This window comes from Streptomyces sp. NPDC003284 (assembly GCF_053589675.1).
Genome location: NZ_JBSFSI010000005.1, coordinates 193,768 through 206,373 on the forward strand (window position 1 = coordinate 193,768; position 12,606 = coordinate 206,373).

The following is a 12,606-nucleotide window of genomic DNA, read 5'->3' on the forward strand; positions in this document are numbered from 1 at the left end:
TCGTGGCATCGCAAGCCGGTCCCGCACCGGTCCCCGAGCACAGGTGGTGGCTCCCATGTCCCTGTCGTCCCCGCGTCCGCCCGCAGGCCCCGCATCCCCCGGCGACCCCGGCACCGGCACCGGCCCGTTCTCCCCGTACCCGCCCGGACCGCGCACGCCGGACCCGGTCCCGGGCGTGGACACCCCGGCGCCCTGCGAGGTGCCGCACTTCGCGCCCGTCCGGGTCCGGGGCGGGCAGTACGGGCTGCGCCGGCTGCTGCGGCACCGCAGGCGCGCCGTGGCGGCCGGGCTCGCGGTCACGGCCGCCGCGCTGGTCACGGCGGGCCCGCGGCTGGTAGCGGACACCCCGCGCGGCGCTCCCGCCCGCGGACAGCCGCAGGGGACGGCCGCGGGCCTCTCCCCCAACCCGGTCCTCCGGCCCGCCGTCCGGACGATGGCCGTCCCCGTGCGCATCGCCGACGCCGCGACGGTCAGGCTGCTGCGCCCCGGCGACCGGGTGGACGTGTTCGCCGTGGCGGACCCGGCGGCGGGCGGCCGGACCCGGGTGATCGCGCGCGGGGCGCGCGTGAGAAATGTCCCGCAGCCGGTCGGCGCCGACCCCGGCGCGAGCGCGCACATCGGTTCGACGACGAACACCGACGAGGGCCGTTCCGCGCTGGCAGGCGGGCCGAGCGGCGGGGAGGACGCCCTGGTCACGCTGGCTGTGCCGCCCTCCACGGCGGCCCGGCTCGCCGGGGCGAGCGCGTCGGCCCGATTGGCGGTGACCCCGTGGTGAGGCTTAGGTTGCTGAGCTGTTTGTTCTACAACCTGTATGCCCGAGGAGTGTCCCGAGGTGAGTACGAAGAAGGACCCGAGCGTCTGGCAGGGCTTCAAAGCCTTCCTGATGCGCGGGAACGTCGTCGATCTGGCAGTCGCGGTGGTCGTCGGCGCCGCCTTCAGCAATATCGTCAACTCGGTGGTGAAGGGCGTGATCAACCCGGTCGTCGGGGCGATCGGCACCAAGAACCTCGACCACTACAGCTCGTGCCTCAGCTCCAGCTGCAAGAGCGACGACGGCATCCAGATCATGTGGGGCTCGGTCCTGGGCGCCACGCTCCAGTTCCTGATCACCGCGGCGGTGGTCTACTTCCTCATGGTCCTGCCCATGGCCAAGTTCCTGGCCCGCCAGAAGAAGGGCAAGGAGGGCGAGGAGGAGGCTCCCGAGATCATCGAGAGCACGGAGCTCCAGGTGCTCAAGCAGATCCGCGACGAGCTGGTCTCGCAGCGCGGCGGCGACCACGACCGGATCAGCCGGGTCTGACGCCTGTCCCGTCGCACCCGTCCGGCCCGTCGCACCCGGGTGCAGAGCCGGGGCCGGGGCCGCTCCTGCGGAGCGTGCCGGGCCCGGCCGGGCGGGGCCGCCGGAGCAGGGAGCGGCGGGGCGGTCAGATGTGGTGCGGCGGCTTCTCGTCGAGGAAGCGCCTGAGGTCGGCGGCGGAGTCGCCGTCCGGGCGGTCGCCCCAGCCCCGGTCGGTGTCGTCCGTGGACTGCTGGCTCAGCGGGTCGTCGAAGATCAGCGCGGCCTTCGGGTCACGCGGCTCGGGGGCGCTACTCATGCCTCCAGGGTACGGTCCCCGGCAGGGGCGCCCGTCACGGGATTTTCCGGCCGCTTTCTGCTGTGCTGGGAGCCATGACGTCCAGTTCCGCTTCCGCTCCGGGATCCGGCCCCGCGGAGCCCTCCCGCATCCCCCGGCCGCTGCGCCCGCTGACCGCGCGCGGCCGCCACGAGGCACACCGGGTGTCCTCCCCGCTCGAACTCTTCATCGACCTGTGCTTCGTCGTGGCGATCGCGCAGGCGGGCGCGGAGCTGGTCCACGCGGTGGCGGAGGGCCACGCGGGGCAGGGCATCCTGAACTACGCGATGGCGTTCTTCGCCATCTGGTGGGCCTGGATGAACTTCTCCTGGTTCGCCTCGGCGTACGACAACGACGACGTGCTCTACCGGCTCGTCACCCTGGTGCAGGTCGCCGGTGTGCTGGTGCTGGCGGCGGGCATCTCGCGGGCCTTCGCCGAGCACGACTTCTTCCTGGTCTGGCTCGGTTACGTGATCATGCGGGTGGCGATGGCCACCCAGTGGCTGCGCGCGGCGCGCAACGCCGGGGGCGCGGAGCGGCGCATGGCGCTGAGGTACGCGGCCGGCGTGCTGCTGTGCCAGGTCGGCTGGCTGGGCCTGGTCCTGCTGCCGGAGCCGGACCGGCCGTGGGTGTTCCTGGTGATGGTCGTCGCGGAGCTGGCGGTCCCGGTGTACGCGGAGCGGGCCTACGCGACCTCCTGGCATCCGCACCACATCGCCGAACGGTACGGGCTGTTCACCATCATCGTGCTGGGCGAGACGGTCGCGGCGGCCACGGTCGCGGTGAAGTCGGCCGCCGACGAGAACTTCGCGCTGGGCGAGCTGCTGCCGATCGCGGCGGGCGGTCTCCTGATCGTCTTCTCCGCCTGGTGGATCTACTTCGTGGTGCCGATCCACGGCCATCTGCGTTCCAACCGCGAGTCGTTCCTGTGGGGATACGGCCACTACGTGATCCTCGCCTCGGCGGCGGCGATCGGCGCGGGTCTCGAGGTGGCGGTGGAGCAGACCGTCGGCAAGAGCCACCTGTCCACCCTGGCGGCGTCGGCCGCCGTGACCCTGCCGACCGCGCTGTACCTGATCACGGTCTGGGCGCTGCACGCCCGGCACTTCAAGGTGGGCATCGCCCAGCAGCTCGTCCTGCCGACGGCCGCCCTGCTGGTGATCTGCTGCACCTTCCTGGGCGAGTGGGCGGTGTTCGCCGCGGGCGTCGTCTCGGCACTCGCGGTGGCGACGGGAGTCACCCTGACCGCGCGGATGTACGCCGGGAGCGGCGCGGGTGGAGAGAGCGGGGCGGCGCGCCCGGAGGCGTGAGGGGGTGGTCCCCGGGGACGGGCCGGGCGGCGGGGAGAGACTGGCTGCCATGACAGTTGACGCGTTGACGGATGTCGCCGGGGTGCGGGTGGGGCATGCGACCCGCACCGGGGGCGGGTGGCTCACCGGTACGACGGTGGTGCTGGCGCCGGAGGGCGGTGCCGTGGCCGCCGTGGACGTGCGGGGCGGCGGGCCCGGCACCAAGGAGACCGACGCGCTCGATCCGCGCAACCTGGTGCGGACGGTGGAGGCGGTGGTCCTGACCGGCGGCAGCGCGTACGGGCTCGACGCCGCCTCCGGGGTGATGGCCTGGCTGGAGGAGCGCGGGCGCGGGGTGCGGGTCGGCCCCGATCCGGCGCACGTCGTGCCGGTGGTGCCCGCGGCCTGTGTCTTCGACCTGGGCCGGGGCGGCGACTTCCGGGCCCGGCCGGACGCGGCCACCGGGCGGGCCGCGGTGGAGGCCGCCGCCGCGAGCGGACCGGGGGCGGCCGTGCCCCAGGGTTGCGTGGGCGCGGGGACGGGGGCGGCCGTGGGTCCGCTCAAGGGCGGGGTCGGCACGGCGAGCACGGTGCTCGCCTCGGGCGTCACGGTGGCGGCGCTCGTGGTGGCCAACGCGGCCGGATCGGTGGTGGATCCGGAGACGGGGGTGCTGTACGGGGAGTTGTTCCAGGGGCGGCCCGTGTACCCCGAGGCGCGGGTGCACGAGGACGCGCGTCGCCGGATCGCTCGGGCCGCCGCGCGCAACGCGCCGCCGCCGCTGAACACCACGCTCGCGGTGGTCGCGACCGACGCGGAGCTGTCCAAGGCCCAGGCGCAGAAGCTCGCGGGCACGGCGCACGACGGCATCGCGCGGGCCGTCCGGCCGGTGCATCTGCTCAACGACGGCGACACGGTGTTCGCTCTGGCCACCGGTACCCGGCCGCTGGAGACCGGTCCGGGTACCGGCGGGCCGCTCGCCCTGAACGAGGTGCTGGCGGCCGGTGCGGACACCGTGACCCGCGCGATCGTCAACGCCGTCCGCGCCGCCGGACCGGTCGACGGACCGGGGGGAACATGGCCGGCCTACCGGGAGTTGTACGGACAGCGGTGAACAGGAGGGGAGCCGGGGGGACCTGAGGGGCCGACGGGTCTTGTGTACCGACGGGTTTTCGATTGTCGCGGTTCTGTCACGTGACGGCGTTTCGGCCGACCTGCGGGAACCTCGCGAGGGCTCCGCCGACTCTCTCTCCACGCACGCAGCCAATCACCCACTTCACACGACCTGGAGCAGCCCGTGACAACGCCGGACATAGCAGCGCGGCGCATACTGGGGGCCTGTGCCGCCCTGATGGTCGGCACCCTCACCCTCACCGGATGCGGCGGCGACGCCAAGGCCAACGACGACGGCAAGGGCGGCGGCAAGGACACCGTCAAGACGTCCACGGCCAAGATCACGATCTCGGCGAAGGACGGGGCCACCGGCGCGTCGATCAACGCGACCGGGGTGAAGGTCAGCGACGGAAAGCTGACCGACGTGAAGATGACCGTCGCGGGTTCGGGCAAGGAGGTGCCGGGTTCGATCTCGGCGGACGGCGCCGCCTGGAAGCCGAAGGAGCAGCTGGACCGCGGCACCAAGTACCAGCTCTCGGCCACGGCCAAGGACTCCGCCGGCCGGGTCGCCGCCGCCAACTCCATCTTCACGACCGTCACCACGTCGAACAGCTTCATCGGCACGTACACGCCGGACAACGGCACGACGGTGGGCGTCGGCATGCCGGTGTCGTTCACCTTCGACAAGGCGATCACCGACAAGAAGACGGTGCAGTCGCACATCACGGTGACCTCCAGCAGCGGTCAGCAGGTCGTCGGCCACTGGTTCGGCGCCCAGCGGCTCGACTTCCGCCCCGAGGAGTACTGGAAGGCCGGCTCCAAGGTCACGATGAACATCGACCTGGACGGCGTGCAGGGCGCGAACGGCGTCTTCGGCGTGCAGAAGAAGAGCGTGAGCTTCACGGTCGGGCGTTCGCAGGTCTCCACGGTGGACGTCAACACGCAGACCATGACGGTGGTCCGGGACGGGCAGACCGTCAAGTCGATCCCGGTCTCCACGGGCAGCCCGGAGCACACGACGTACAACGGGCAGATGGTGATCTCGGAGAAGTTCACCCAGACCCGGATGAACAGCCAGACCGTCGGTCTGGGCGGGGAGTACGACATCCCGGACGTCCCGCACGCGATGCGGCTGACGACGTCCGGCACCTTCCTCCACGGCAACTACTGGTACAACCCGGGCAATCCGCCCTTCGGTCAGACCGGCACCAGCCACGGCTGCGTGGGCATGAAGGACGTGCGGGGCGCGCAGGGCGACACCCCGGCCAAGTGGTTCTACGACAGCTCGCTCGTCGGTGACGTCGTGATCGTGAAGCACTCCCCCGACAAGACGGTCGCCCCGGACAACGGCCTCAACGGCTGGAACATGTCGTGGAGCGAGTGGACCGCGGGCAGCGCCGGCTGACCACTCCTGCGCCACAAGGGGCCGCTGAGCAGCGGATTCTGACGGTACGGCCGGGCCGCGCGGGAACTTCTCGTGCGGCCCGGCCGTTTTTCCGGCGTACGTTTTCTCGGTTCCCGGACATGATGTCCCACCGAGGGGCTACGGTATGCACCCACCAGGTGACATGCAGCAACGCCGGGAGAAACCTTGAGCGTTCCGTACGAGACGACCGCGTACGAACCACACCCGTCGCCCGAGTCTCCGGAGGAGCACCTCGCGCGACTCCTCGGCCGTGCGCTGAACTCCTTCGAGTTGCCGGACGAGACGATACGCCGACTGGACTGCGCGCTGGCGTACGACGGCTCGCTGCACTCCGCGCACCACAGCGCGGGACTGCACCGCGAGACGTACCGGCACACCTGGCTGCTCGCCGACGGCTCGGCCCTCACGCTCTGGGAGCTGGTGCACAACACCGCCCCGGGCGGCGAGGCGCACCACGAGGTGTATCTCGACGAGGAGGAGCTGGGCACGGCCACCGGACGGCTCCCCTTACCGCCCGACGCACCGGAGTTCGAACTGCCGGTGCTCATGCCGTTCTCCGCGCTCTCCCCGCTCTCCGCACCGTCCACGGCCCCCGAGCCCCGGCACGCGTACGCCCCCGGCGACGCCGCCGACCACGCGCGCCGACTGCTGCGCCGCGCGGAGAACGCGGACCGGCCCGGCGCCGAGACCGCCTCCCGGCTGGAGACGGCGGCCGGGCACCAGATCACCCAGGCCTTCGGCCGCCCCTGCCGCGCGGGCCGCGCCGGGCTGGGTTTCTCCCTCTACGAGCACGCGTTCCTGCTGCGCGACGGCGCGGAGGTCTCCCTCTGGGAGGTGGAGCACACGGCGACACCGGACGGGCGGCACATGTGCGAGGTGTACGCCACGGAGGACGCGGCCCGGGACGCGATGGAGCGTCGGGCGGCGCAGCTCTCCTGAACGGGACACCGGGCCCCGCCGGGCGCCGACCCCGGGTACCTGGCTCCGCACGCCGTGCCGCGGGAGGCCTCCGGTCAGCGGCCGTCGCCGAGGCGGCGCACCAGACCGGCGAAGGCGTCTCGCTCCGCCGGGGACAGCTCCACGTACTCCCGGTGCGGGCCGGAGCCGGAGCCGGGCTGGGACGGCAGCGCGCGCAGCACGGGCGTCTGCGGCCTGCGGCGGATCTCGAACCGGAGGCCGAAGCGGTATCCGGCGAGGCCGACAGCGCAGGCGAGGATCAGCACGGCGGGCAGGACCACGCCGAACCAGACCAGGAACGGGACATGCTCAGGCATACCGTCAAGTGAACACCACGGTCCGGGGCATGAGCCCCGGACCGTGACGTATCTCGCAGGTGACGTGAACTACTCACCACGCCCCAAAGGTTCAAAAGGGGCAGGTGGGGAGGCGGGCAGGCGAGCGAGGGCGGGAGGGAACGGGGGCGGGAGGGAACGGGGACGGTGCGACGGTTCTCAGGCCGCCGTCACCGGCTGTCCGGGCCGCGCCGACGCCCCCTGCGGGCCGCCCTCACCGCCCGGCGCGGCTCCGCGCAGCGTCTTCAGCGCGACCACCAGCGCCGTCGTCGCGCAGACACCGGCCGCGACGGCGATCAGGTAGAGGAACGGGTTGCCGATCAGCGGGACCACGAAGATGCCGCCGTGCGGGGCCCGCAGCGTGGCGCCGAAGGCCATCGACAGGGCGCCGGTGAGCGCGCCGCCGACCATCGAGGCGGGGATGACGCGCAGCGGGTCGGCCGCCGCGAACGGGATGGCGCCCTCGGAGATGAACGAGGCGCCCAGCACCCAGGCGGCCTTGCCGTTCTCGCGCTCGGTGCGGGTGAAGAGCCGGCCGCGCACGGTGGTGGCCAGCGCCATCGACAGCGGCGGCACCATGCCCGCCGCCATCACCGCGGCCATGATCTTCATCGCGGAGTCGCCCGGGTCGGAGACCGCGATTCCGGCGGTGGCGAAGGTGTAGGCGACCTTGTTGACCGGGCCGCCGAGGTCGAAGCACATCATCAGGCCCAGCAGCGCGCCGAGCAGGACGGCGTTGGTACCGGTCAGCTCGTTGAGCCAGTCGGTCATGCCCTTCTGCGCGGAGGCGATGGGCTTGCCGATGACCACGAACATCAGGAACCCGACGACGGCCGAGGAGATCAGCGGGATCACCACCACCGGCATGATGCCGCGCAGCGCCGCCGGGATGCGCACCCGCTGGATCGCCAGCACCACACCGCCGGAGAGCAGACCGGCCGCGAGACCGCCCAGGAATCCGGCGTTGATGGTGAGGGCGATCGAGCCGCCGACGAAGCCGGGGACGAGTCCGGGCCGATCGGCCATGCCGTAGGCGATGTATCCGGCCAGCACCGGCACGAGGAAGCCGAAGGCCACGCCGCCGATCTGGAACAGCAGCGCCGCCCAGCTGCCGGACTGGGTCCACACGAAGTGGTCCATGACCGAGGGCGCCTTGTTGATCTTGTAGCCGCCGATCGCGAAGCCGAGCGCGATCAGCAGACCGCCGGCCGCGACGAACGGGACCATGTAACTGACGCCGGACATGAGCCACTTGCGCAGCCTGGTGCCGTAGCCCTCGCCCGCCGTGCCGGTCCGCTCGACCGGTGTGCCGCCGGGGGCCGCCGGGGCGGTCGCCTCGCCGCGCGCGGCCCTGTCGCGCGCCTCGGCGATCAGTTCGGCGGGCCGGTTGATGCCCGCCTTGACGCCGACGTCGACGGTGGGCTTGCCCGCGAAGCGGTCCTTGTCGCGTACGGGGACGTCGTGGGCGAAGATCACCGCGTCCGCCGCCGCGACGACGGCCGGGTCGAGCCGGGTGAATCCGGCCGAGCCCTGTGTCTCCACGACCAGCTCGACGCCCGCCTCGCGGCCCGCGCTCTCCAGCGACTCGGCGGCCATGTAGGTGTGCGCGATACCGGTGGGACAGGAGGTGACGGCGACGATCCGGAACGGCGCGGGGGCCGATCCGGACGCCGGGGCCTCTGAGGCGGCGGTGCCCTCCGGTTCCTGGGCGGCCTGACCGTCCTGCGCGGCCTGACCGTCCTGCGCGGCCTGGTCGGCCTGGTCGGTCCGTGCGTCCTGACCGTCCTGCGCGGCCGCCTCCGCGGGTGTCCGGTCGCCGCGGATCAGCGCCGCCGCCGTCGCCGCGTCACCCGCCGACCGCAGCGCGGCCGTGAACTCGGCGTTCGTCAGCTGCCGGGCCAGCGAGGACAGGATGGTCAGATGGGCGTCGTCGGCACCCGCCGGAGCGGCGATCAGGAAGATCAGGTCGGCGGGGCCGTCCGGGGCGCCGAAGTCGATCCCGGCCGCGCTGCGCCCGAAGGCGAGCGTGGGCTCGGTGACGTGGGCGCTGCGGCAGTGCGGGATGCCGATACCGCCGTCGAGGCCGGTCGGCATCTGCGCCTCGCGGGCGGCGACGTCGGCGAGGAAGCCCTCCAGGTCGGTCACCCGGCCCCGGGCCGCCATCCGTTCGGCGAGGGCGCGCGCCGCCGCCTCCTTGGTGTCGGCGGACAGGTCGAGGTCGACCAGGTCCGCGGTGATCAGATCACTCATCGCGGGCTCCTTCGCACGCGTACCGCCCGAGCGGCGGAACGGACGGGGGCGGGGGTGGTGGGGACGGGCACGGGGGCGGCCACGGGGGCGGGCAGGGGGGCGCGCACGGGGACAGGGGCACGGCCGGGGACAGGGCGGGGGAACAGGGCGAGGGTCATGGGACCGGCTCCGCGAGGGGGCGGTCCACCGGGATCTCGGTGGTGACCGCGACCGCCGCCGGGTCCAGGTCGTGCGGGCCGGGCATCACGCTGCCGGGCAGCCGGACGGCTGCCGCGCCGTGTGCGACGGCCGAGGCCAGGGCCCGCCCTCCGGTGCCGCCCGCGAGGAGGAAACCGGCCAGCGAGGAGTCTCCGGCGCCGACGTTGCTGCGTACGGAGTCGACGCGCGCGGCGCCGAACCAGACGCCCGCGCCGTCCACGAGGAGCTGCCCGTCGGCGCCCAGACTCGCCAGGACGGCGCGCGCGCCGAGGCCGCGCAGCTCCTCGGCCGCCCGCACCGCGTCGCCCACGGTGGCCAGCGGGCGCCCGGTGGCCTGCGCCAGCTCCTCGGCGTTGGGCTTGACGACGTCCGGACCCGCCCGGAGCGCGGCGAGCAGCGCGGGCCCCGAGGTGTCCAGGGCGATACGGACACCGGCGGTGTGCGCCCGCGCGACCAGATCGGCGTACCAGGACGGGGCGAGGCCGCGCGGCAGGCTGCCGCAGCAGGCGATCCAGTCGGCACCGCGCGAGCGGCGCCGCACGGCCTCCAGCAGCGCTTCCTGCTCGGCCGTGGTCAGTTCCGGGCCCGGGGCGTTGATCTTCGTCAGGACGCCGTCCGCCTCGGCGAGGGCGATGTTGGAGCGGGTGGCCCCGGCGACGGGGACCGGGGCGACCTCGATGCCCTGCGCGTCGAGCAGATCGGCGACGAGTGCGCCCGGGGCGCCGCCCAGGGGCAGTACGGCGACCGTGCGCCGTCCGGCGGCGGCGACGGCGCGCGAGACGTTCACGCCCTTGCCGCCCGGGTCCACCCGCTCACCGGTGGCCCGGACGACCTCGCCGCGGTCGAGGGAGGGGACCTCGTAGGTGCGGTCGAGGGACGGGTTGGGGGTGACGGTGACGATCATGCGCGTACCACTTCCGTGCCGCCGCGCTCGATGGCGGCGGCGTCCTCCGGGCTGAGCCCGCTGTCCGTGATCAGCAGGTCCACCTCGCCCAGGCCGCCGAAGCGGGCGAAGTGCTCCTGGCCGTGTTTGGCGGAGTCGGCGAGCAGCACCACCCGGCGGGCGGCGGCCATCGCCGCGCGCTTGACCGCCGCCTCGGCGAGGTCGGGGGTGGTCAGACCGTGCTCGACGGAGAAGCCGTTGGCGGCGACGAACAGCACGTCGGCGCGGATCTCGCCGTAGGCCCGCAGCGCCCAGGCGTCCACGGCGGCGCGTGTGCGGTGCCGTACGCGGCCGCCGACGAGGTGGAGCTGGAGGCCGGGGTGGTCGGCGAGGCGGGCGGCGATGGGCAGCGAGTGGGTGACGACGGTGAGGTCCGCCTCCGGGGGCAGGGCGGCGGCCAGGCGGGCCACCGTCGTCCCGGCGTCGAGGATCAGCGTGCCCTCGGCGGGGAGTTCGGCGAGGGCCGCCCTGGCGATGCGGTCCTTCTCGTCGGCGGCGGTGGACTCGCGTTCGGTCAGGTCGGGCTCGAAGTCGAGGCGGCCGGCCGGGAGGGCGCCGCCGTGCACCCGGCGCAGCAGTCCGGCCCGGTCGAGGGTCTTCAGGTCGCGGCGGATGGTCTCCGCGGTCACCTGGAACTCCTCGGCGAGCGACACGACGTCCACCCGGCCGCCGTCCCGGGCGAGCCGGAGGATCTCCTGCTGCCGCTCCGCTGCGTACATGTCCGTCTGCCTCCGGCTTGATGCCCGAACCTGTGGTTTCAGCGGGAGGCTACGCCGGGAAGACCGGGAAGTAAACAGGTACGGAACCATACGGGCACGATCGGGCATCCGCCAGCATCCGCCGTGGTGCACCGGCCGGGCACGGCGAGGGCCCGGCACCGTCCTCGGTACCGGGCCCCGGACCCGCGTCCTCCCGCTCGTCCGGCGGTCGCTCAGCCGACCGGCTCCGGCTCCCGCGCCTCGGTGGCGGGCGCCCCCTCGGCCGCGCCCTCCGCCGCGCCCTCCGTGTGCTGGGCCGGCCGCTCGGGCAGGGCCGCCATCAGGACGAAGATGACGGCCAGCACCCCGGCCACCCACAGCAGCGCGTGCTGGAAGGCGTCGACGAAGGCCGGACCCACCTGGGCGGGCGTCAGCCGGTCGCCGATCACCCCGAAGAAGACGACCGAGACCAGACCGAGCCCCAGCGCGTTGCCCATCTGCTGCACGGTGTTGATCAGCCCGGACGCCGACCCGGCGTGCTCGCGCGGCACCTCCGAGAGCACCGCGTCCGTCAGCGGCGCGACGATCAGCCCCATGCCCACGCCCATGACGACGAGCGGGAGCGCCATCTGCCAGGAGGTGATGCGCAGGCCGTACCGGTCGGACTCGGCGACGTAGAGCAGGACACCGGCCACCATGAGCAGGGCGCCCGCCTGGAGCACCTTGCGGCCGAAGCGCGGCACCAGCTTCTGCACGGACATCCCGGCCGCCACCGACACCGCCACGGAGAACGGCACCCCGGTCAGTCCGGCGCGCAGCGGGCTCCAGCCCAGGCCGATCTGCATGTACAGCGTCCAGACCAGGAAGAACACGCCCAGCGCGACACCGAAGACGGTCTGCACCGCGATGCCCGCGGCGAAGCTCTTCACCCGGAACAGCGACAGTTCGACCAGCGGGGAGCCGTCCCGCGCCGCCTTGCGCCGCTCGTACGCCACGAGCACCGCGAAGACCACCAGCGCGCCCGCCATCGACAGGTACCCCCACAGCGGCCAGCCCAGCTCGCGGCCCCGGGTCAGCGGGTAGAGCAGCATCAGGAGACCGAGGGTGACCAGGGCGACGCCGACCAGGTCCAGCTTGAGCGCGCGCGGGGCCTTGGACTCGGAGATGAAGCGGCTGCCCAGCAGCAGGGCCACCACACCGACCGGGAGGTTGATCAGGAAGATCGGCCGCCATTCGAGACCGAACAGGTTCCACTCCGTCAGCAGCGCGCCCAGCAGCGGACCGGAGACCGCGCCCAGGCCGACGATCGCGCCGAACAGGCCGAAGACCTTGCCGCGTTCACGGGCCGGGAAGGTGGCGTGCACGATCGACAGGACCTGCGGGACCATCAGCGCCGCCATGGCGCCCTGGAGGATGCGCGAGGCGACCAGCATCTCCGGGTTCACCGCGAAGCCGCACAGGGCGGAGGCCAGGGTGAAGCCGCCGATGCCGACGAGGAACAGCCGCTTGCGGCCGTGGATGTCGCCGAGCCGCCCCCCGGTGATCAGCCCGGCCGCGAAGGCCAGGGCGTAACCGGCGGTGATCCACTGGATCTGGCTGAAGGAGGCACCGGCGTCCTCCTGGATCGAGGGTATGGCGATGTTGACGATCGTGACGTCCACCAGGTCCATGAAGGCCGCGGTCATCACGATCGCCAGCGCGAACCAGCGGCGGCGGTCGGCCACCGGTACTGAGCTGCTGACGGGGGTTTCGCTGGAGGTCATACCGGCAGGCTAGAGAGGCTGTAG

General features: G+C 73.2%; 12 protein-coding genes. 6 read left to right on the forward strand and 6 right to left on the reverse strand.

Going from position 1 to position 12,606, the window contains the following annotated elements; all coding sequences use genetic code 11:
- Positions 1-55: 55 nt before the first annotated feature.
- Together ACWDYF_RS13240 and mscL are read left to right on the forward strand one after the other, a co-directional pair.
- Complete coding sequence (locus tag ACWDYF_RS13240; RefSeq protein WP_389462968.1) at positions 56-775, forward strand: RcpC/CpaB family pilus assembly protein; 720 nt, start codon at positions 56-58, stop codon at positions 773-775.
- Positions 776-832: 57 nt separating this feature from the next.
- The gene (mscL, locus tag ACWDYF_RS13245; RefSeq protein WP_018566844.1) at positions 833-1,300 is read left to right on the forward strand and encodes a large conductance mechanosensitive channel protein MscL; all 468 of its coding nucleotides are present in this window, start codon (positions 833-835) and stop codon (positions 1,298-1,300) included.
- A 124-nt stretch (positions 1,301-1,424) separates the two neighbouring features.
- Here the strand turns inward: mscL and ACWDYF_RS13250 are convergent, their stop codons facing one another.
- Positions 1,425-1,595 (reverse strand): hypothetical protein, encoded by a 171-nt coding sequence (locus tag ACWDYF_RS13250; protein WP_018566843.1) that lies wholly within the window; start codon positions 1,593-1,595, stop codon positions 1,425-1,427.
- 74 nt (positions 1,596-1,669) lie between these two features.
- Between ACWDYF_RS13250 and ACWDYF_RS13255 the strand changes: the two genes are divergently transcribed.
- From ACWDYF_RS13255 to ACWDYF_RS13270, 4 genes are all read left to right on the forward strand, one after another.
- Positions 1,670-2,923, forward strand: coding sequence for a low temperature requirement protein A (locus ACWDYF_RS13255; protein WP_389462969.1), 1,254 nt, complete (start codon positions 1,670-1,672; stop codon positions 2,921-2,923).
- Between the two features lie 49 nt (positions 2,924-2,972).
- The gene (locus tag ACWDYF_RS13260; protein ID WP_389462970.1) at positions 2,973-4,013 is read left to right on the forward strand and encodes a P1 family peptidase; all 1,041 of its coding nucleotides are present in this window, start codon (positions 2,973-2,975) and stop codon (positions 4,011-4,013) included.
- Between the two features lie 183 nt (positions 4,014-4,196).
- A complete protein-coding gene (locus ACWDYF_RS13265; protein WP_381737530.1) occupies positions 4,197-5,417 on the forward strand; it encodes a L,D-transpeptidase in 1,221 nt (406 codons plus the stop codon).
- 186 nt (positions 5,418-5,603) lie between these two features.
- Positions 5,604-6,377 carry a DUF6227 family protein gene (locus tag ACWDYF_RS13270; protein ID WP_018566839.1) on the forward strand — a complete coding sequence of 258 codons (774 nt, stop codon included), beginning with the start codon at positions 5,604-5,606 and terminating at the stop codon, positions 6,375-6,377.
- 74 nt (positions 6,378-6,451) lie between these two features.
- On the opposite strand, the gene ACWDYF_RS13275 is transcribed toward ACWDYF_RS13270, so the two are convergent.
- The 5 genes from ACWDYF_RS13275 to ACWDYF_RS13295 form a co-directional block, all read right to left on the reverse strand.
- On the reverse strand, positions 6,452-6,712 hold the full coding sequence (locus tag ACWDYF_RS13275) for a hypothetical protein (protein ID WP_381737528.1): 261 nt from the start codon (positions 6,710-6,712) through the stop codon (positions 6,452-6,454).
- A 177-nt stretch (positions 6,713-6,889) separates the two neighbouring features.
- On the reverse strand, positions 6,890-8,980 hold the full coding sequence (locus tag ACWDYF_RS13280) for a PTS fructose transporter subunit IIABC (protein ID WP_389462971.1): 2,091 nt from the start codon (positions 8,978-8,980) through the stop codon (positions 6,890-6,892).
- Positions 8,981-9,134: 154 nt separating this feature from the next.
- Entirely contained in the window at positions 9,135-10,082 is a 948-nt protein-coding gene (gene pfkB / locus ACWDYF_RS13285; RefSeq protein ID WP_389462972.1) for a 1-phosphofructokinase, read from the reverse strand.
- Positions 10,079-10,840: a DeoR/GlpR family DNA-binding transcription regulator gene (locus ACWDYF_RS13290; protein ID WP_381737523.1), complete on the reverse strand. Its 762-nt coding sequence runs from the start codon at positions 10,838-10,840 to the stop codon at positions 10,079-10,081. The genes pfkB and ACWDYF_RS13290 overlap by 4 nt, the downstream gene beginning before the upstream one ends.
- A gap of 212 nt (positions 10,841-11,052) precedes the next feature.
- On the reverse strand, positions 11,053-12,582 hold the full coding sequence (locus ACWDYF_RS13295; RefSeq protein ID WP_381737521.1) for an MFS transporter: 1,530 nt from the start codon (positions 12,580-12,582) through the stop codon (positions 11,053-11,055).
- Between the last annotated feature and the right edge of the window lie 24 nt (positions 12,583-12,606).

Bases quoted from the DNA above. Each gene is read 5' to 3' on its own strand.
- ACWDYF_RS13280 (WP_389462971.1), bottom strand. From the start codon at position 8,980: ATGAGTGATCTGATCACCGCGGACCTGGTCGACCTCGACCTGTCCGCC.
- ACWDYF_RS13290 (WP_381737523.1), bottom strand. From the start codon at position 10,840: ATGTACGCAGCGGAGCGGCAGCAGGAGATCCTCCGGCTCGCCCGGGAC.
- ACWDYF_RS13295 (WP_381737521.1), bottom strand. From the start codon at position 12,582: ATGACCTCCAGCGAAACCCCCGTCAGCAGCTCAGTACCGGTGGCCGAC.
- ACWDYF_RS13255 (WP_389462969.1), top strand. From the start codon at position 1,670: ATGACGTCCAGTTCCGCTTCCGCTCCGGGATCCGGCCCCGCGGAGCCC.
- ACWDYF_RS13240 (WP_389462968.1), top strand. From the start codon at position 56: ATGTCCCTGTCGTCCCCGCGTCCGCCCGCAGGCCCCGCATCCCCCGGC.
- ACWDYF_RS13275 (WP_381737528.1), bottom strand. From the start codon at position 6,712: ATGCCTGAGCATGTCCCGTTCCTGGTCTGGTTCGGCGTGGTCCTGCCC.
- pfkB (WP_389462972.1), bottom strand. From the start codon at position 10,082: ATGATCGTCACCGTCACCCCCAACCCGTCCCTCGACCGCACCTACGAG.
- ACWDYF_RS13260 (WP_389462970.1), top strand. From the start codon at position 2,973: ATGACAGTTGACGCGTTGACGGATGTCGCCGGGGTGCGGGTGGGGCAT.
- ACWDYF_RS13250 (WP_018566843.1), bottom strand. From the start codon at position 1,595: ATGAGTAGCGCCCCCGAGCCGCGTGACCCGAAGGCCGCGCTGATCTTC.